The sequence below is a fragment of the Rhodococcus sp. MPR-R1B genome (assembly GCF_058793255.1).
The window spans coordinates 232,407-251,154 of the sequence record NZ_JBXAFO010000006.1; the positions used below are offsets into that span (position 1 = coordinate 232,407).

20 protein-coding genes are annotated in these 18,748 nt (G+C 62.8%); 9 read left to right on the plus strand and 11 right to left on the minus strand.

The window, feature by feature from the left end:
* Window positions 1-87 precede the first annotated feature (87 nt).
* Together AC1Q61_RS11500 and AC1Q61_RS11505 are read left to right on the plus strand one after the other, a co-directional pair.
* A complete protein-coding gene (locus AC1Q61_RS11500; protein WP_215516016.1) occupies window positions 88-1,353 on the plus strand; it encodes a sensor histidine kinase in 1,266 nt (421 codons plus the stop codon).
* 10 nt (window positions 1,354-1,363) lie between these two features.
* A complete protein-coding gene (locus tag AC1Q61_RS11505) occupies window positions 1,364-2,470 on the plus strand; it encodes a winged helix DNA-binding domain-containing protein (protein WP_042923369.1) in 1,107 nt (368 codons plus the stop codon).
* On the opposite strand, the gene AC1Q61_RS11510 is transcribed toward AC1Q61_RS11505, so the two are convergent.
* Window positions 2,463-3,326: a hypothetical protein gene (locus AC1Q61_RS11510; protein WP_003945080.1), complete on the minus strand. Its 864-nt coding sequence runs from the start codon at window positions 3,324-3,326 to the stop codon at window positions 2,463-2,465. The two genes, AC1Q61_RS11505 and AC1Q61_RS11510, sit on opposite strands and share 8 nt — an antisense overlap.
* Window positions 3,316-4,014: a metallophosphoesterase family protein gene (locus tag AC1Q61_RS11515; protein WP_042923373.1), complete on the minus strand. Its 699-nt coding sequence runs from the start codon at window positions 4,012-4,014 to the stop codon at window positions 3,316-3,318. Before AC1Q61_RS11515 ends, AC1Q61_RS11510 begins: the two co-directional genes overlap by 11 nt.
* A 71-nt stretch (window positions 4,015-4,085) precedes the next feature.
* Between AC1Q61_RS11515 and AC1Q61_RS11520 the strand changes: the two genes are divergently transcribed.
* Complete coding sequence (locus AC1Q61_RS11520) at window positions 4,086-4,670, plus strand: suppressor of fused domain protein (RefSeq protein WP_007736116.1); 585 nt, start codon at window positions 4,086-4,088, stop codon at window positions 4,668-4,670.
* Window positions 4,671-4,695: 25 nt separating this feature from the next.
* Here AC1Q61_RS11520 and AC1Q61_RS11525 read toward each other — a convergent pair whose 3' ends face one another.
* The gene (locus AC1Q61_RS11525) at window positions 4,696-5,142 is read right to left on the minus strand and encodes an SRPBCC family protein (RefSeq protein ID WP_007736117.1); all 447 of its coding nucleotides are present in this window, start codon (window positions 5,140-5,142) and stop codon (window positions 4,696-4,698) included.
* Window positions 5,143-5,276: 134 nt separating this feature from the next.
* The gene (locus AC1Q61_RS11530) at window positions 5,277-6,347 is read right to left on the minus strand and encodes a magnesium and cobalt transport protein CorA (protein ID WP_007736118.1); all 1,071 of its coding nucleotides are present in this window, start codon (window positions 6,345-6,347) and stop codon (window positions 5,277-5,279) included.
* Between the two features lie 169 nt (window positions 6,348-6,516).
* On the opposite strand from AC1Q61_RS11530, the gene AC1Q61_RS11535 reads away from it, so the two are divergent.
* From AC1Q61_RS11535 to AC1Q61_RS11550, 4 genes are all read left to right on the plus strand, one after another.
* Window positions 6,517-7,371 carry a PHP domain-containing protein gene (locus tag AC1Q61_RS11535; protein ID WP_042923377.1) on the plus strand — a complete coding sequence of 285 codons (855 nt, stop codon included), beginning with the start codon at window positions 6,517-6,519 and terminating at the stop codon, window positions 7,369-7,371.
* Complete coding sequence (locus tag AC1Q61_RS11540) at window positions 7,368-7,982, plus strand: MarC family protein (protein WP_164490628.1); 615 nt, start codon at window positions 7,368-7,370, stop codon at window positions 7,980-7,982. Before AC1Q61_RS11535 ends, AC1Q61_RS11540 begins: the two co-directional genes overlap by 4 nt.
* A gap of 3 nt (window positions 7,983-7,985) precedes the next feature.
* The gene (locus tag AC1Q61_RS11545) at window positions 7,986-8,396 is read left to right on the plus strand and encodes a hypothetical protein (protein WP_042923379.1); all 411 of its coding nucleotides are present in this window, start codon (window positions 7,986-7,988) and stop codon (window positions 8,394-8,396) included.
* A gap of 378 nt (window positions 8,397-8,774) precedes the next feature.
* On the plus strand, window positions 8,775-9,968 hold the full coding sequence (locus AC1Q61_RS11550) for an NAD(P)-dependent malic enzyme (protein ID WP_003945072.1): 1,194 nt from the start codon (window positions 8,775-8,777) through the stop codon (window positions 9,966-9,968).
* A gap of 73 nt (window positions 9,969-10,041) precedes the next feature.
* Here AC1Q61_RS11550 and AC1Q61_RS11555 read toward each other — a convergent pair whose 3' ends face one another.
* Genes AC1Q61_RS11555 through AC1Q61_RS11570 form a run of 4 tightly spaced genes read right to left on the minus strand, consistent with a single transcriptional unit; the run spans window position 10,042 to window position 13,504 of the window.
* Window positions 10,042-10,731: an ABC transporter permease gene (locus AC1Q61_RS11555; protein WP_003945081.1), complete on the minus strand. Its 690-nt coding sequence runs from the start codon at window positions 10,729-10,731 to the stop codon at window positions 10,042-10,044.
* Window positions 10,728-11,411 (minus strand): ABC transporter permease, encoded by a 684-nt coding sequence (locus AC1Q61_RS11560; protein WP_007736121.1) that lies wholly within the window; start codon window positions 11,409-11,411, stop codon window positions 10,728-10,730. The genes AC1Q61_RS11555 and AC1Q61_RS11560 overlap by 4 nt, the downstream gene beginning before the upstream one ends.
* A 4-nt stretch (window positions 11,412-11,415) precedes the next feature.
* The gene (locus AC1Q61_RS11565; RefSeq protein ID WP_003945084.1) at window positions 11,416-12,561 is read right to left on the minus strand and encodes an ABC transporter ATP-binding protein; all 1,146 of its coding nucleotides are present in this window, start codon (window positions 12,559-12,561) and stop codon (window positions 11,416-11,418) included.
* Window positions 12,562-12,565: 4 nt separating this feature from the next.
* Window positions 12,566-13,504, minus strand: coding sequence for an ABC transporter substrate-binding protein (locus tag AC1Q61_RS11570; RefSeq protein WP_003945094.1), 939 nt, complete (start codon window positions 13,502-13,504; stop codon window positions 12,566-12,568).
* Between the two features lie 203 nt (window positions 13,505-13,707).
* Between AC1Q61_RS11570 and AC1Q61_RS11575 the strand changes: the two genes are divergently transcribed.
* On the plus strand, window positions 13,708-14,592 hold the full coding sequence (locus AC1Q61_RS11575; RefSeq protein ID WP_042923402.1) for an ABC transporter substrate-binding protein: 885 nt from the start codon (window positions 13,708-13,710) through the stop codon (window positions 14,590-14,592).
* Here the strand turns inward: AC1Q61_RS11575 and AC1Q61_RS11580 are convergent.
* The 3 genes from AC1Q61_RS11580 to AC1Q61_RS11590 form a co-directional block, all read right to left on the minus strand.
* Window positions 14,586-15,527 carry an alpha/beta hydrolase fold domain-containing protein gene (locus tag AC1Q61_RS11580; RefSeq protein WP_007736126.1) on the minus strand — a complete coding sequence of 314 codons (942 nt, stop codon included), beginning with the start codon at window positions 15,525-15,527 and terminating at the stop codon, window positions 14,586-14,588. The two genes, AC1Q61_RS11575 and AC1Q61_RS11580, sit on opposite strands and share 7 nt — an antisense overlap.
* Before the next feature lie 63 nt (window positions 15,528-15,590).
* Entirely contained in the window at window positions 15,591-16,421 is an 831-nt protein-coding gene (locus AC1Q61_RS11585; RefSeq protein WP_042450371.1) for an SDR family NAD(P)-dependent oxidoreductase, read from the minus strand.
* Window positions 16,418-17,992: a flavin-containing monooxygenase gene (locus AC1Q61_RS11590; protein WP_042450369.1), complete on the minus strand. Its 1,575-nt coding sequence runs from the start codon at window positions 17,990-17,992 to the stop codon at window positions 16,418-16,420. The genes AC1Q61_RS11585 and AC1Q61_RS11590 overlap by 4 nt, the downstream gene beginning before the upstream one ends.
* A gap of 71 nt (window positions 17,993-18,063) precedes the next feature.
* Between AC1Q61_RS11590 and AC1Q61_RS11595 the strand changes: the two genes are divergently transcribed.
* Window positions 18,064-18,693 carry a TetR/AcrR family transcriptional regulator gene (locus tag AC1Q61_RS11595; protein WP_007736130.1) on the plus strand — a complete coding sequence of 210 codons (630 nt, stop codon included), beginning with the start codon at window positions 18,064-18,066 and terminating at the stop codon, window positions 18,691-18,693.
* The last annotated feature ends 55 nt before the right edge of the window (window positions 18,694-18,748 follow it).

Consider the following 18,748-nt stretch of genomic DNA (forward strand, 5'->3'; position numbering starts at 1 on the left):
GCCATTCACGGTATTGCGGGTTGATTGTGAAATCTCGTGTGCGAAGCTCATTCACAGGGAACTGGGATGGGCGGCACAGGAGGACAGATGAACGAATCCTCGGTACGAACCGAGCACCTGCCCGGCGGCCCGGACCTCGAGCGGATCTTGCGCGAACACGCCTACCGCGGTGCGTACCTCCAACTGACGGTGCGCGGCGCTCTGGTGCTGTTCATCGCCCTGACACTGATCTTCGTCCCGCCGATGAACGACGCGGGATGGTGTTTCGCGATTCTGGGCGCCTATGCCCTCTGGTCGGCAGCCGTGGCGCTGTGGATCCGCAAGGGCGGCACCGGCCCGGTGACGATGATCTGGCTCGGCTTGTTCGTCGACCTTGCCGTGCTCGCAACTCTGACATTGCTGACCGGTCTCGCGGCCGAGCAGAGTTGGACCGCCGACATCTTGAGCAACGGGCTCTTCGTCATTCCGGTTCTGGCGTGTACGCAACTGCGGACGGACGTGTGTGTCGGCGTCGTTGCCTGCACGATCGGGGTGTTCTTCGTTTCCAGTTGGGCAACGATGACTTCGAACTCCGAGCCGTGGCCGTCGATCCTGCTGAGCACCATGGCCTTGGCCGGAGTAGGCGCGGGCGCAATCGGACTGACTCGGATTCAAAGATCACGCGTGCTGACCATCGGGCACCTCGTCGGGCATCGCACGAGCCTTCTTGCCGAGCTCATGGGGCTCGAGCAGCGTGAGCGCACGGAACTGTCGGAGCAATTACACGACGGGGCGCTGCAGTACGTCCTCGCGGCGCGGATGGATCTCGACGAATTGGCAGACAGCGCGGAGCCTGTCGCCCTGGCGCGAGCTGGGAAAGCGCTCGGTGAAGCGACAACGCTGTTGAGATCCTCCGTCTCGGAGTTGCATCCCACTGTCCTTGTTCACGTGGGTCTTGCCCGCGCAATCGGGGACCTCGCGCGATCGGCGCAGGGACGCGGCGGAGTAGTGGTCGACGTCGACACTTCGGGCTGGAACGACGATCTGCGCACGTCCGCGGACGACGTCCTGTTCGGCGCCGCACGAGAGCTGCTGGCCAACGTCGTCAAACATGCCGGTGCGCACAATGTTCGGATCGAGCTCGCACGACTGGACCACCGTGCGGTGCTGGTGGTCTCGGACGACGGCCGGGGGATCAGCGCCGATCGGATTGCCGAACGACGGGCCGCCGGCCACATCGGACTGCTCTCGCACGAACTGCGTGTGGTTGCCGCGGGTGGCTCGTTCTCGGTCGGACCGGGTGAAGAGTCCGGAACCCTCGCGCGAGTCGAGATACCGTTCGAGATCGTCACCGCCACTGACCACGATCGTTGAGGAGTTGTCGATGGCTGCACTGATCACCGATCGCGAGCTCAACCTGGCGACTCTGGCGCGGCAGTTCCTGCTGCGGAGGGCCGAGGTCAGTGCGTTGGATGCGATCGAGCACCTGGCAGGTCTGCAGGCCCAGGCGCCGAACCCGCCCTACCTGGCGCTGTGGGCGCGGCTGAAGAACTTTGCGGCAGAAGACCTCTCCACCCTTGTCGAGAAGCGCCAGGTGGTGCGGCTTGTTGCCATGCGGGGCACGGTCTTTGCTCTTTCGGCCGCGGATGCGGGTCCCTTCCGGGCCACGGTTCAGACGATCATGGAACGCGATCTCCACACCAACAGCACTCAGCGTGCTGCGCTCACCGGGTTGGATCTCGACGCGCTGGCGCGGGTGGGACGCGAATTGATAGCGGACGGGCCGCTCACTCAGATGCAGATGAGACCGTTACTGGCAGAGCGCTTTCCCGGCCACGCGGCCGAGGGGCTGGCGCACGGCGTTCGAGGACTTCTGCCGATGGTGCAGGTCCCACCGCGAGGCCTGTGGGGACGATCCGGAGTACCGGCACTGACGACCTTGGAGAATTGGCTTGGCACGGAAGTGAGTTCATCGCCGGATCCGGATGCGATGGTGCTTCGTTATCTGGCGGCCTTCGGGCCCGCGAGTGTGAAAGATGCCCAAGCGTGGTCAGGGCTCACGAGACTCGCCGAAGTCTTCGAGAGGCTACGTCCCGGCTTGATCACCTTTGTCAACGCGAAAGGGGCCGAGGTGTTCGACCTGCCGGACGCGCCACGACCGACCTCCGGAACACCGCCGGTCAGAATCCTTGCTCCGTTCGACAACATCCTGCTCTCGCACGCCGACCGCTCGCGAATCATGGACGAGCAGTACCGAACTCGTGTCTTCACCGTCAACGGCATCATCAAGCCCGCCATCCTGGTGCGCGGAAAGGTGGTGGGATTCGCGACGGTGACGCCGGACAAGGAGACGGTCGAATTGGGCGCGACTCTGTTTGCGCAGCAACCGAAGACCGCGCTCGCATCCATCGAGAAGGAAGCGCGTGCGTTGCTGAAATTCATGCACCCGAAGATCCCGAACCGAGAGGTGCGGTTCGCTGTCGCTACGTAGCGGGCTTGTGCTTTCGCGGTGCTCGATCGCGTAGTTCGGCCACGATCTCGTCGTTCCACATGTGACGCCGCACCAGTCGGTACCGCTCCCGGGCGATCCACAAGTAGGCCTCGGCGTCGGTGTGCTCGGGCAACATGTCGGCACCCCGCAGCATTCGCACGACGGGCAGAAACTCCTCGCCGAACCAGCGGCGGGCGACGGTGTCTCGGCCGAGGAACTCACCCTTCTCCTGCATGAGCCGAAAACCCCACGCCTCCACACACTCACTGAGTTCGGCGTACTCCCACGGGTCGGTGACCTGGACGGCTTCGCGTTGTGAACCCTGCAGCGGAACGCGGGTGAGGAAGAGTCGGCGATGGTCCTTGATGAGCAGATCGGCGCGCTGAGTGATGCCTTCCGGCGAGATACGCGTGATGATCTCGGTGACGTACGCGTCGATTGTCTTCTGGTGCATCGCACACGCAATGGACACTCGGTGGTGTCCGTCGATCACGAAGTGCATGGAGCCGACACGGTACAACTGAACGGGTGGCACCGATTCGCCGCGTCGTTGCGCCACGGCAAGCCGTTCCCAACGCGCACGAGAGTGAGTTGACGTCGGCCGGAAGTACCTGTCGAAATCACCTGTGCGGTCGACACTTCCGACGATCGATTCGATGGTGACGACCTGCAGACCCAGAGACTTCTCGCCGACCTTGCCCAGAGCTGCGACAACCTCGTCGAACGGCAGGATCGCGTTGACGTCGTCGGGTTCGCGTCGTAGCCAACTGACCAGACGGGCAACGTCGGCACGTCGACGCTGACGAGCGAAGTCGTTCTCCGCGTCGGCTGTGGGAAATCCGGTGTCACGAGCCATGTCGGCGCCTCACGATCGTCGGCGGAGTACCTGGGGAAATCTCCATCAGCGTGAAGCCGACGGTATTGAGCACGATAGTCCGGCCTACCGCCAGATCGAGAGGGGTTCGCCCGTGCGGGTGGATGTGTCCGTGGACCATCACCGTCGGATCGAGGTTGTGAATCAAAGGCGTGAAGCATTCGAACCCTCGATGTGGCCGATCCTCGGCGTCGCCGACACCGCGGGCGGGGCTGTGGGTGAGCAGCACATCCACGCCCGCCCGGCCGCCGGGAAGCCGCGATTGCCAGGCGTTTCGCCAGGCGAGCGAGCGAGCGCGTCGGCTCTGCTGGCGCTCGGACCACTGATTGGGACCCGTGTTGTATCGGATGGAACCACCGAGGCCCGCGATCCGCAGACCGGCGACGGTCACGATGCGTCCGTCGGCGTTGACTGCGCCGGTAGGCCCTGGCCACTGCGCCGGCATCCCGGCCCGCGTCCAACCCGATCTCTTGTTCGAATATCCGGACAGATCGGCGTCGTGGTTCCCGGGAACGAACACGCAAGGCGCATTCAGTTGGTCAGACAGGTACTCCAGATAAGCAAACGGCAGATCGCCCGCGCCCAGGATCACGTCGACTCCGAGTGAACGAACCTGACTGCTCCACAGGAATTCGACAGTCTCGTCGCTGACAGCGAGAACGGAGACCATTTCGACGACGCTACCGCCACCGCGAGGTATCTGCGCTGCGAACCTCGCGGGCACGGTGTTTAGATGGACGAGTGTCAGACAGCGTCGTATCTTCCGTCCGGGCCCATCTCGTCAGCAGCATCGAGGGGCCGGACCCCACCGCGGCCTCGGTGACGTTCCTCGGTGTCGAACCGCTGGACGTGCTGCGTTTCGAATCACCCGACGGCCTGGTCCGCTACGTCACACTGGGGTGCTCGCGTCATCCGATGGGCGACCCCAACGAACTGGTCGCAGACCCCACACGCGGACCCCGCGCCGAGTTGGTACTCACGCTGCGCGGTGGCACCGGTGTGGCGTCAGGTGTGGCCAGGACGCTCGCGGTGCTGGCTGCGGCGCCGTCCGTCGAAGGGGTCGTGCTGCTCGAGGACGCACTGTTGGACCTGGGTGAGCCGCTGTGGAAGGACACTGCGTTCACGGCGGTGCTTCTCGGTGACAGCGGGATCGAAGACCTGACGCTGCCGGAGCCGTTCGACCCGGTGCGCTTCCTTGGTGTGGTCCCCCTGACCGGTACCGAAGCCGCCTGGGTGCGTCTGCGCGGCGCGGAGGCACTGAGGGAAGCGTGGACCGAGGCGGGGATCGACATCCGCGATCCGCACCGTTCTGCTGCCTCGCTCTAGCTGCGCTGGCGCTTTGTCCGTCAGATCATTCGGCGTGCACGAGGATGTCCGCCAAGTTCTCGAGACTTACCCGAACCGTCCGTGAAAATGCTTTCGTGACGATCGGGTCGGCCATCTTGCCGAATACTCCTCCCAGGCCGCTTTCGCTGTCGAGTCGGTAGGTGACCCGAGTGCCGTCACCGACTTCTTCGCAGGTCGTGGTCTGCGAGAAGCTGACCGGACTTTCGACGGACGTCGATTTCGACGATCTCGGTGGGTCGTACTCGGTGAATTCGGATGTCCACTCGAGACGCTTGCCCAGGATTCGCGAGACACCGTGCCAGCGGCTTCCCACGCCCATCGGGCCGTCGGTGATCTGTTTGCACTCGACCATCGAATTCTCCCAGTTGGGCCAGTTCTCGGCGACGGCGATGTACTCCCAGACGTCCTTGGGTGGCAACGCGATCTCCACGGATTGCTCGACTGTAGGCATGGTTGCTCCTCCACTTCTCCTTGGATCTGAATTTGCTTGTCGCAAAATGGATTTCGGGAACGGAATGAAAATGCGTACCCATATCCATTGTCCGCCTGCGACGGTGGCAAGTACAGGGAGTCAGCGTGCGAGGTTCACAGCCAGTTGTTGCGACGGAAGAGAAAGAACAAGCCGACACACACCGACGCGATGAGGAACAGGATGGACTGATAGCCGTACTTGTAACCGAGTTCCGGCATGTTCTCGAAGTTCATCCCGTAGATACCGGCAACGCCGGTCGGCACGGCGGCGATAGCGACCCACGCGGAGATCTTGCGCATGTCGGTGTTTTGCTGCACCGCGATCTTCGCGAGTGCGGCGTCGACCAGCGAACTCAACACCTCGTCGTATTCCGAGATACGTTCGGCCACGATCGTGTGGTGATCTCGTACGTCACGGAAGTATCGCCGGATCTCCTTCGGGACGAGGCCGCCCGCGGGCTGGGTCAGCTGGAGCAGTGGCAATCCGAGTGGAGTGACCGAGCGTCGTAGTTCGACGATTTCACGTTTGAGCAGGTAGATGTGCTCGACGGCAACGGTGTTCCGCGGGTTGAACACCAACTCTTCCATGCTGTCGACGTCCTGTTCGACGAGTTGGATGACGGAGAGATAGCTGTCGACGACGTGGTCGGTGATCGCGTGCAACACCGCGAACGGGCCCATGGTGAGGCGCTCGGGGTTCTGCTCGAGTGACTTGCGCACGCTTGCCAGTTCGGAGTGATCCCCGTGCCGGACGGTCACCACGAAGTCGGGGCCGACGAACACCATGATCTCGCCGGTTTCGACGATCTCGCTCGCCGTCGCGACGGACTCGTGCGGTACGTAGACGACCGTGCGCAGCACCAGGAACATGACGTCGTCGTAGCGTTCGAGTTTCGGGCGCTCGTGTGCATGGACGGCATCCTCGACCATCAGCTCGTGGAGTCCGAAAGTTGCTGCTACATCTTGCATCTGACCTTCGTCGGGAGCGTGCATGCCCACCCAGACGAACGCGTTGTCGCGACTACGAACCTCGGCCAACGCAGCGCGGTGCGTGTACTTGCCCGGCAACCGCACGCCGTCCACGTAGACCGCGCAGTCGACGATCGCGCGGGCAGCCGGAACGGGGATCTTGGGCGCATCGGCTTGCGTCGATTTGCCGTTCGACCAATTCGGCAGTGACGGCATGGTTGGCACGCTCGCTCCTTCTCGGTCTGTAATGCAGTGGAACGGCAGGGGAACGGCACTACAGCGACACCTGATCGAATTGCGCTGCCGCTGCGGCGTAATCGTACGTCAGCTTCCGGCTCGCCCACCGGAGCGCGATGAAGTTGCCGATTGCTGACACACTGGAACAGTGCGAATAGATCTTCACACCCACTCCAACGCATCGGACGGCACCGACACCCCGGCTGCCCTCATGCGCGCCGCAGCCGACGCCGGACTCGACGTCGTCGCCATCACCGATCACGACACGACTTCGGGCTGGGCCGAGGCGGCGCAGGCCTTGCCGGCCGGCGTCAGCCTGGTTCGTGGGATGGAGATGTCGTGCGAAGGTCGAGGTGAGCGTGGTTGGCCGGTCGCTGTACATCTGCTTGCGTACCTGTTCGATCCGACGCACCCCGAATTCGCAAAAGAACGTGAGCGACTGCGCGCCGAACGCGTCGAACGTATCCGGGTGATGACGACCATGATGGCGCGTGACGGTCTGCCCGTCGATCCCGATCAGATCCTCGCCGACGCCGGTCCGTCCGTCGGACGCCCGCACGTCGCAGCGGCCCTGATGCGAGCGGGAGTGGTGTCGAGCATCAGTGAGGCTTTCTCCGACCTGTTGTCCAGTCGAGGGCGATACGACGTTCCCAAGTACGACACTCCGCTCGAGTACGCCGTCGAACTGGTGGCAGCGGCCGGGGGAGTGACCGTCCTTGCGCATGGACGGGCCCGTTCGCGCGGCGGATTGCTTGCGCTCGACCACATCCGCGATCTGGCCGATTTGGGTCTCGGGGGTCTCGAAGTCGATCACCCGGACCATCGCAGCGACGATCGTGACGTCCTGCGCCGCCTGGCTGTCGACCTCGGTTTGGCAGTCACCGGATCCTCTGACTACCACGGCGAGAACAAGACGATCGGACTCGGCGACGAGCTCACGGACGAAGCCGAGTTCGACAAACTCGTCTCGGCTGCCACCGGCGTGGAGGTACTGGGGCGCTGATGCTCGACACCACGCTCTACCTCACCGTGTTCATCACGCTGTTCGTGATCATGGACCCGCCCGGAGTCATCCCGGTGTTCTTGTCACTCGTCGGACGTAAAAGCCGTGAAGATCGCAATCGAGCGGCATGGCAGGCCCCCGCCGTCTCCCTGGCGGTCATCTCTGTCTTTGCCATCGGCGGTCAGGCGATCCTCAACTACCTCCACATCGGCATTCCGGCGTTGCAGGGCGCCGGCGGATTGCTCCTGCTTCTCATCGCACTCGAACTGCTGACCGGCAAGGCCTCCAACCGTCCGCAGGGAGCCGACGACGTAAACGTCGCACTCGTTCCTCTGGGAACGCCGATGATGGCCGGTCCCGGTGCGATTGCAGCCGTCATCGTCTTTGTCGCCCAGGCCGACGGTGAAGCGGCGTCGTATCTGGCGATCGCGTTGGCGATTCTGTCCATCCACCTCGTGCTGTTCGTGGTCCTGCGCTTCTCGACCGCACTGATCCGGATACTGGGCGAGGGTGGCATCAGTCTGCTGGCACGCATCGCCGGTCTTCTGCTCGCCGCCATCGCGGTTCAACTCATTGCGGAATCAGTCCGCGGATTCGTCGCGGGAGCGTAAGAGATGACATACGACGACAGGTACGACCGGAACGACAGGTACGACAGGTACGAGGACGACTACCAGTACCAGGAATATCAGGACTATCAGGACTATCAGTACGAAGACGATTACGACTATCCCGCCGACAAACGACAATGGCTGCTGGTCCGCGCTCTACGCGCCCTGAGTGGCACCGTGGCGGCCGGAATCGTGGTCTTGACACTCGTGATCATCGGTTCGGCATATCTGGGCGGCAACCGCGGATTCCCGGGTCCGGGAACAACGTCGATCACCGCGCACATTGCGGCCTCGGTGGTTGCTCTCGCCGCGCAGATCTGGTGCGACCGCAGGCGGGGTATCGCGGCGGTTGCCGGATCGGTGGTCGTGCTCGTGGTGGCGGGGCTGTTGTTGGTGACGCAGTGGTGGGGATGACACGGTGGGGATGACGGCTCGGGTTCGAGTGTGGTGAGGAATCCGACCGCTTGGAGGATTTGATTGTGATCCGACTCTGGTGGCAAACTGGAGTTACTTCGAGGCGGCGCCACAGCCCGGCCCCGAAGTGCAGGTTTCGTCAGAATTTCTCCCGAAACCTAGATTGCATGGATACGCCAGGGCTCACCCGCCCCACACCATGACGCTTCGGATGTATTGCGGCCCACTTTCTCGCGCACGCCGAATGCTCTTCTTCTCAGTAGTCGTTCGCGGAAGAAATGATCTCTGACCGTTGTGAACGTAGTTTCGCACCGGTCCGAAGGATTACTTCCCAGTAACCCAGCCCCGCTTGAGGCTGGACTAATCAGGAGTGTCATCGTGTCCCTCGTGACTGAAGCCATCAACGTACCCAAGGTCGAGTTGACCGACGAAGAAATCTTTGCCGCTCACGTCGGTGGCAAGCTCTCGGTCGAGACCACAGCACCGCTCGATACGCAGCGGGCCCTCTCGATCGCCTACACGCCGGGTGTTGCTCAGGTGAGCCGCGCCATCGCTGCAGACGAAACCCTTGCCGATCGATACACGTGGACCAACCGACTCGTCGTCGTGGTCAGCGACGGCACCGCGGTTCTCGGACTCGGCGACATCGGCCCTCGCGCGTCGCTGCCCGTCATGGAGGGCAAGTCGGCGCTGTTCAAGAACTTTGCCGGACTGAACTCCATTCCGCTGGTTCTCGACACCAAGGATCCCGACGAGATCGTCGAGACACTCATCCGACTGCGTCCGAGCTTCGGCGCGGTCAACCTCGAGGACATCTCGGCGCCGCGTTGCTTCGAGATCGAGAAGCGCGTCATCGAAGCTCTCGACTGCCCCGTCATGCACGACGATCAGCACGGAACCGCCATCGTGGTCCTCGCGGCACTCAAGGGCGCCGTGAAGGTCCAGAGCCGCGACATCACCACACTCAAGGTCGTCATCTCCGGCGCCGGCGCTGCGGGTGTTGCCTGCGCGAACATCCTGCTTGCCGCCGGAATCAGCGACGTCATCGTGCTGGACTCGAAGGGCATCATCTCGGGTGAGCGCAGCGACCTCAACGACGTGAAGGCAGAACTCGCGGCCCGCACCAATCCCCGTGACCTGCATGGTGGTGCCATCGAGGCTCTCGAAGGTGCTGACGTGTTCCTCGGTGTCTCGGCGGGCAAGATCCCCGAGGAGCTCATCGCTTCGATGGCTCCCGAGTCGATCGTGTTCGCACTCTCCAACCCGGACCCGGAGATTCACCCCGAAACCGCGTCGAAGTACGCGGCGATCGTGGCGACGGGCCGTAGTGATTTCCCGAACCAGATCAACAACGTTCTTGCCTTCCCCGGTGTCTTCAAGGGCGCGCTCGACGCCGGCGCCCGTCGCATCACCGAAGGTATGAAGCTCGCTGCCGCCGAGGCAATCCTGTCGGTGGTCGGCGACGAGTTGGCGGCGGACAAAATCGTCCCCAGCCCACTCGACCCTCGCGTGGCACCCGCAGTAGCGGAAGCCGTCGCGGCCGCAGCGCATGCTGAGGGCGTGACCAGCTAAGAGGGACTACGAAAGCCCCGATCGGAACCCGCACACAAGGTTCCGATCGGGGCTTTTTCGTGTGTACCGAGAGCTACAGACGAGTGAGGTCGGGTGTTCGGCGCAGCCTGCCGGTCCCGGGAACCGATGCCCAGACCACCAGCGCCAGTAAGCCGTCCACGACGAGAGCCACAACCGCGACCAGGATTGCGCCGACGACGACTCGGTCGTACTTGTAGAGTGCGAGACCGTCGAAGATGTACCGGCCGAGGCCGCCGAGGTTGACGTAGGCGGCGACCGTTGCCGTGGCAATCACCTGCAGTGTTGCGTTACGCAGTCCGCCGAGAATCAATGGCAGCGCATTGGGTATCTCGACGCGGAAGAGCACTTGGAGTTCGGTCATACCCATCGCCCGTGCGGCCTCGACGACGCCGCGGTCGACGCTGGCGATTCCGGCGTACGTGCCGGCGAGTAGTGGGGGAATACCAAGAATGACGAGGGCGAGAATCGGCGGCATCACTCCCAGACCCATGAGAAGAACGAGGAAGGTCAGCAGGCCGAGAGTGGGCAGTGACCGCAGTGCGTTGACCAGACTGACGACCACGATCTCACCGCGACGCAGATGGCCGATGAGTAATCCGATGGGCACCGCGATCACAGCCGAAAGTGCCACGGCCAGAACGCTGTACCAGAGGTGCTGGAGGATGCGGGTGCCGATTCCGGTGTCGCCGCTCCAATTTCCGGGATCGACGATGAAGTCCCAGGCCCCGGTGAAGATGCTCATACGGGTTCCCCCTCGGCTGACAGGACGGCGGGAACCTTCGACGAGGTCGACGTTCTGGTCCACGGGGTCAGGAATCGGCCGATCAGATACAGGATCAGATCGAGCGCCAGTGCCAGCACGACGATCGCGATGATGCCCGCAACGATCTGGTCGGGATAGTCGCGGTCGTAGCCTTGTTTGAACAGGACTCCAAGCCCGCCGATTCCGATCAGAGATCCGACTGACACCAGCGAAATATTGGTAACGGCAATAACTCTGATGTTCGCGATCATCACCGGCAGCGCCAATGGCAACTCGACCGTCAGAGCGCGTCGTAGTGGTGTGAAACCGACGGCGGTGGAGGCGTCGATGACGTTGTCCGGCACCGAGTCGAGTGCTTCGGGTACTGCCCGGATGAGCAGTGCCGTCGCATACACGCTGAGTGCGATCACGACGTTGAGAGGATCAAGGGTCTTGAGTCCGAACAACTGGGGGATGGTGACGAACAGCGCGAGCGACGGAATCGTGAACGCAATGCTCGCCAGGGTCAACGTGATTCGGCGCAGCCATCTGACGTTGCGGATCGCTGTTCCGACCGGAACGGCAATCAGGAGACCGATCAGCAAAGGAAGCAGTGCCAGATACAGATGGGTCTTCGAGTAATCCACGACCGTCGAGAAATTGTCGATGAGCCAGCGCATGCCGCTACGACCCGAATCCCTCGGTGAAGGCGACGCGGTTGCGTTCCTCGTCCTCGCGTCGACGCTGATCTGCCAATTTCGCCACGACTTCGGAACCGAGGATCCCGCCGATGACCGCGCCCTCGCCGTCGACGGCAACGCCGATACCGGAAGGCGACGAGATTGCCGCATCGAGTGCTTGGCGGAGATCGCCGCCGGGGGAGAACAGCGAACCACCGGCAGACGTCGACTGAGCAAGGGTTCGTCCCGAGCGCAGGCCTTCGACGCCGGTCACGTCGATCCATCCCTGCGGAGTTCCGTTGTCCGTGACCACGAGAACCCATTCGCCCAATTCGAGACGTAGAGCCTTCAATTCGTTCTCGACGGCCGTGCGTACAGGGTGCAACGGAACCTCGTCGGCAGCGCGGAACGACAATCCCCGATAGCCGCGATCGCGTCCGACGAATCCGGCGACAAAATCCGTTGCCGGAGCGGCCAACACGTCGCGAGGTGCCGCCACCTGCTGAAGCCGCCCGCCGGGACCGAAGACGGCAATGTGATCACCGAGTTTGACTGCCTCGTCGATGTCGTGGGTGACAAAGACGATCGTCTTCTTCAGTTCGCTTTGCAGACGGAGCATTTCGGTCTGCAGATCCTCACGCACGACGGGGTCGACGGCGCTGAACGGCTCGTCCATCAACAGGATCGGCGGATCGGCCGCCAATGCACGCGCAACTCCCACACGCTGTTGCTGTCCACCCGAGAGTTGCCCGGGGTAGCGGGTGGCAAGTGAGATGTCCAGACCGACTCGTTCGAGCACACCCAACGCGGCTTTACGGGCGGCGCGGCGGGACTCACCGCGCAGCACCGGAACCGTTGCGACGTTGTCGATCACGGTGCGGTGCGGAAGCAGGCCGGCGTTCTGGATGACGTACCCGATACCGAGACGCAGTTTCACCGCGTCGGTCTGGGCGATGTCACGACCGTCGACGAAGATCTTGCCCGACGTCGGTGTGATCATCCGGTTGATCATGCGCATCGACGTCGTCTTGCCGCACCCGGACGGCCCCACGAACACCGTGAACGACTCGGCCTCGATGGTGAGATCGAGACGGTCGACGGCGGTGGTGCCGTCCGGATACTGCTTGGTGACGCCCTCGAAGGTGATCACGTGACTACGAGACCGGCTTGTCGAGGCCCTGCGCCGTCACCCACGCCTTGGCCGCCGCTGCCGGCTCCGTCTTGGTGTCGCCGGACACCTGGACGTTGAGTGCCAACAACTCTTCGGTGGTGAGCTTGGCGGACACCGCATCGAGGACTGTCTTCAACTTGTCGGAAGACTTCGACGCGCGCAGCACCGGCACCACGTTCTGAGCCGGGAAATTGTTCTTCGGGTCTTCGAGAACCACGAAGTTGTTCTCCGGGATGGAGGCCGACGTCGTGAAGATGTTTGCCGCGGTGATGTCACCGGAGGAGAGAGCCTTCACGGTTGCCGGTCCACCGCCGTCGGCGATCGGAACGAAGTTGGCTGCCGAGATGTCGAGGCCGTAATTGGACTTCAAACCGGGCAATCCGGCTGGACGTTCCTGGAACTCGGCCGGAGCACCGAACTTGACCTCGGCGGAATGCGGAGCCAGATCGGCGATCGTCTTCAGGTTCCACTTGTCAGCGGTTTCCTTCGTGACGACGACGGCGTCCTTGTCCTCGGCGGATGCAGGCGTCGCAATTGCCAATTCCGACCCGAGAGCTGCGGGAAGAGCAGCGAGGACGTCAGCGGAGCTGGTGGCCGTGCTGTCGGGATCCAAGTACTGCAGGAGATTTCCCGTGTAATCCGGAATGACACTGATGGACCCGTCCTTGAGTGCCGGAATGTACGCCTCGCGGCTGCCGACGTTGAACGACGTGGACACATCGAACCCGTTGACACGCAGTGCTTCGGCGTAGATGTTGGCGATCGTCTCGGATTCGGTGAAGTTGGCGGAGCCGACGACGATCGCGTTGGGATCGCTGTTGGAGTCACCGTCGCTGCTACCGCACGCTGTCAGTGCAGTCAGAGAGACAACGGTTGCCGCGGCTACGAGCCAACGGTTGGAACGAAATCGTGAGGTGCGCATGAGCGTCCTTCCGGTTTTTCGGGCGTCCCGTGTTTCGGGCGTCGGAAACCATTCCCTTGTGGCGAAGCCACCCGAGTGACTCCGACGGCGCCGCCACCGAGTGGCTGCGTCAGGACTGGTTACCGCGCATCGCCCGACAAGTGTAACGATAGGTACCGACATGGCACGGTTTTCGATCCATGGGATTGGATGTGAGGATTTCGGTGAAGAGCACACGCACGAAGTATTCGACTGTTGTTGCAGCACTGATGGTCCTGCCGATTCTCAGCGGATGCGCAAACGGTGATTCGGTGGTAGAGGGTGCCGAAGCGGAGTCTCGTGACCAGATCGTGGTGGCTGCTGACGCATCGGTGGAGAGTTCGGTGTTGGCCGAGGTGTATTCGACGGTGCTCTCCTCCTCCGGCCTGTCGGCTCGCGTCGAATCGGTGGGTGGTGGCCGAAACCAATCACTCGAGGCTCTGGACGCAGCGCGAGTCACTTTGGTGCCCGAGTTCACCGGCGCGCTGCTCGATCACTACGACCCTTCATCCCCGGCCCGCAAGGCCGACGACGTCTTCGAAGCCTTGAGTCGCTCTCTGCCGGAGGGTCTTTCGGTCTCCGACTATGCGATGGCCGAAGATCGTGCGGTCCTCGCACTCGACAACGGATACGCACAGTCGTTGGGAGCGAAGACGATAGAAGCCTTTGCTCCTTCGTGTGCCGCGGCGACGCCGCTCGTCTCCGCGAGATTCGTCGAGGACGGGGCAGTGGAACAGTTGGCCGAGGGCGCCGAGTGTGTCTTCGCCGGTGTCGATCAGGCAACGCCGGCAGACGTACCCGGTGCACAAGTATTCGGAACCACGACGCTCTCGGCGTTGGCACAATCCGATGCCGTCACAGTGCTCGCTGATTCGAATCACGTTCTGGCTGCGCAGAATGTCGTTCCGCTCTTTCGAGCGGGCGCACTGGGAGATTCGGCTGTCAAGGCGCTCAGCGTCGTTGCCGGTGAACTGTCCACCACCGATCTCGCCGCAATGATCGAGCAGGTGCGGACCGGCAAGGCGTCAGCCTCGGAAGTCGCCCGCACCTGGTGGGACACCCGTCAGTGACTGTTCGAGCCCACTGCTGAACTCGAATCATCCTTGGCACGAATCAGTTTCGATGCGATGAACTGGCCGAGGTCGGAAACGGCGTCTGCTGCTTCCTTCACCAGTGACGCCTGTGCGTGAGCCACGTGCCACAGTCGCGCGTACTCCACCAGGGACACGTCGACGCCGGCAGCGGAGAGCTTGTCGGTGAACGTCATGATCTGCGGGTAGAGGACTTCCTCGGAACCGACGTGAATCCTGGTGGGCGGCAACCCGTCGAGCTTGCCGTGCATCGGCGCGTAGCCAGGATCAGTACGGTCGCCTCCGGCAAGGTAGGCGTCGGCGGCGTCGAAGGACCACGCTGTGTTGACCACCAGGTCGGCCTTTTTGGTGGCACCCCGATCGCCGGGATCGACCCACGGTGAGATCAGTGCAAGCGCGCCGGGGGTCACGCCGTGACGCTCGATCAGACGGATAGCGGTCGCCGCGGCCAGGCCGCCACCGGCCGAATCGCCGGCGATGGCAACGCGGTCTTCCGAATAGTCGAACTCGGTGACCAACTGCATGAAGGCTGAGACCGCGTCGTCGAGAGCGGCGGGATACGGATTCTCCGGCGCGAGACGGTAGTCCAAGGTGAAGACCGCACTGGACGACTCACGGGCGAGATGAGCTGCGAGAGAACGGTGTGTGGACAGCGAACCCAGCGTGTACGCCCCGCCATGCAGGTAGAGAACTGCGGTGGGGCGCTCGGTTGCGCCGACGGTGATCTTCTCTGCCGGTCGGCAAGCCAGCTCCAGCGGGCGCACTACGGCGCCCGCTGGAACCTGCTGTAGCGGTGCCCCGGCCTCGAGCAACAGACGTTGAATCCGATACGGCAGCCGCGAGTTGAAAGCCAGACGGAAGTACGGCTTCAACAAGAATGCGACCACGGGCAGCGGAAGGGTGAACGTGCTCACCGGCAGGGCTCCTGACTCTTTGTGCGAACTGCGCTGTGAAACGAACTGCGCTGTGAAACGAACTCAGCTGGACTTGGGCATCATTCGGCCGGCGACGATCGCGACGATGCGCTGGTAGCCCGATCCTACGAGGCGAACCCAGGCGTCGAGTGCGATTGCGTCCATCCCGATGAGAACTCGCGGCTTGCTCTTCCGAACACCGTTGACGATCGTCTTGGCGGCGTCCTCCGGTGTGGTGCGCGCGAGCTTGCGGTCGAAGAACTCGGAGAAGACCGCAAGATCTTCACCCGGGCCTGCGGTGGCGTTGCGTGCGATGGCGGTCTTGATTCCGCCCGGGTGCACACAGGTCACCTTCACCGGGTGCTTGGCGATCAGCATTTCCTGGCGAAGCGACTCGGTGAAACCGCGAACGGCGAACTTGGCCGAGTTGTATGCGCTCTGACCCGGCATCGACAGCAGACCGAAGAGGCTCGACACGTTCACGACGTGCCCGTCGCCGGAGGCGATGACGTGGGGGAGGAATGCCTTGGTGCCGTTGACAACTCCCCAGAAGTCGACGTCCATGACACGTTCGAAGTCCTTGAATTCGGACTTCTCGAAAGTGCCGTGGTAGGCGATTCCGGCGTTGTTGTAGATCTGGTTGACCTTGCCGAAGTGGGCGACAACCGCGTCGGCGTACTCGAGAACCGCTTCGCGCTGGGTGACGTCGAGATGGTCCGACTTCACCTCGGCGCCGATGGCTTCCACCAGACGCGTTGTCTCGGCGAGCCCGATGGTGTCCACGTCGGAGATCGCCAACTTGGCGCCCTGGCCGGCCAGGTTCAGTGCTAGTGCGCGACCGATGCCCGATCCCGCTCCGGTGATGACTACGACCTTGCCTGCAAAATCACTCATTGTGCTACTGCCTTCTCGTCGTCGAGGTCGATCTGTGAAGTGGTCGCGGTGCCGACGGCGCCGAGATCCGAGGTGGCGACGCTGCGGTATGCCGCGAGGTCGAAATGCTTGGTGGCGTTGCGGAACTGGAAGGTGAAGCCAGGCCACAGGGTGGTGTTGTTTCCGTGCTTGTCCATGTACCAGCTGGCGCAACCGCCGTTGTTCCACACGCTCTTGGACATAGCTGCCTGCAGGTCCTTGTTGTACTTGTCCTGCTTGTCCTTGCGCACCTCGATGGTGCCGATGTCGTACTTGTCGATGGTGGCGATCGCGTCGACCAGGTAGTTGATCTGCGACTCGATCATGAAGACCATCGACGAATGTCCGAGGCCGGTGTTGGGTCCGACGAGGAAGAACATGTTGGGGAAGTTGGCAACTGCCGCGCCCTTGTATCCCTGCATGCCGGTCTCTTCGAAGACCTCGGCGAGCGAGCGTCCGTCCTTGCCGAAGATTCCCGCGAAGGTGGGGGAGTCGGTGACGTGGAATCCGGTCGCCACGACGATGGCATCGATCTCACGGGTGATGCCGGTCTTCGAGACGATCCCGTTGGCGGTGACCTCCTCGATGCCTTCGGTCACCAGGTCGACATTGTCCTGGGCGAGGGTGGGGAAGTAGTTGTTCGAGATCAGCATGCGCTTGCAGCCGATCTGGAAGTTGGGCATGACCTTCTTGCGAAGATCCTTGTCCTTGATCTGGGCCTTCAGGTGACGCTCGGCGGCGAACTGCAACGGCTTCATGAAGACCGGCGCCTTGGCCAGGCCGACGACCTGCGTCTCTCGCATCCAGTAGATACCGGTGCGGCACAACTTCTGGAAGCCGGGGAGGTACTTGAACGCGAGGTGCTCGATCTTGGTGTACTCGCGGTCTGCGCGGGGCAGGATCCACGGCGCCGTGCGCTGGTACACGTCGAGATGCGAGACCTTCTTGCCGATGGCCGGCACGATCTGGATGGCCGAGGCGCCGGTTCCGATGACGGCCACACGCTTGCCGGTCAGATCGGCGTCGTGGTTCCAACGCGAGGAGTGGAAGATCTCGCCCTTGAAGCCGTCGATGCCCTTGATGTCCGGAAGTGAAGGCTCACACAATGCGCCGACGGCCGAGACGACGATCTTTGCGACGAATTCGCCCTTGTTGGTGCTGACGTGCCACCGAGCAGACGCCTCGTCCCAGCGTGCGGAGAGAACGTCGCAGTCGAAGATGTGCTTGTCGAGCACCTTGTGGCGGTTGGCCACCGACTGGATGTACTTGTAGATCTCGGGCTGAGTGGAGAAGGAGCGCGTCCACTCCGGATTGAGTGCAAAAGAGTACGAGTACAAATGCGACGGCACGTCACACGCGGCGCCCGGGTAGCTGTTGTCACGCCAGGTTCCGCCGACGTCGTTGCCGCGCTCGAGAACGACGTAGTCCGTGATGCCGGCCTGTGCCAGTTTGATCGCCGCACCGAGACCGGCGAAACCACTGCCGATGATCAGTGTGCCGACGTGGCGAGTATCCGCGGCAGGTGCTGAGGTATCTGTAACTGGAAGACTCATGTAGGGAACGATATGCCTTTATTGAGTCACGGTCAATAGCTTATTGACGAATATTCAGTAGTCTATTGGGCATGGACGCAGTAAAGCGAACACGGCTCGACCCTGCGCAACGCCGAGCGCAACTCATCGACCTCGGGGCGCGGATGCTGGCCGAACGGCCGCTCGAACAGATTTCCGTCGAGGACATCGCCGATCAGGCTGGTGTCTCGCGGGGGCTTCTGTTCCACTACTTCGCGTCGAAAAGCGAGTTCCATCTGGCGATCGTCCGACACAGCAGTGAACAGATGCTCCAGCGCACCGAGCCGAGCGAGTCGGACGATCCGATGCTCACCCTCCGCTCGGTGCTGGCGTCGTACGTCGACTACGTGACCGAGAACCGCAATACCTACGTCTCGCTGCTCCGGGGGACCGCCAGCGGGGATCCGCAGATGCGTGAGGTGTTCGAGCAGACTCGCGACATCATGGCCAAGAGAACCCTCGATCAGCTCCCGAAGATCGGCCTGACTCGAACACCTCAGGTGGAGTTGGCCGTTCGCGGTTGGATCGCGTTTGTCGAGGAAGCCACCATCAGTTGGCTCCGAGCGCCCGCCATCACCCGCGAGGAACTGATCGACCTGACGGTTCAGTCGTTACCTGCGTTGGCACTGGCCGCCGTCGGCTTCGATGCCGGGCCGGATCTGGGTCTGCTGCAATCGAATTGACGTGAACGCAGAAAGGCCGGGCCCCACACTCCTTGCGGAATGTGGGGCCCGGCCC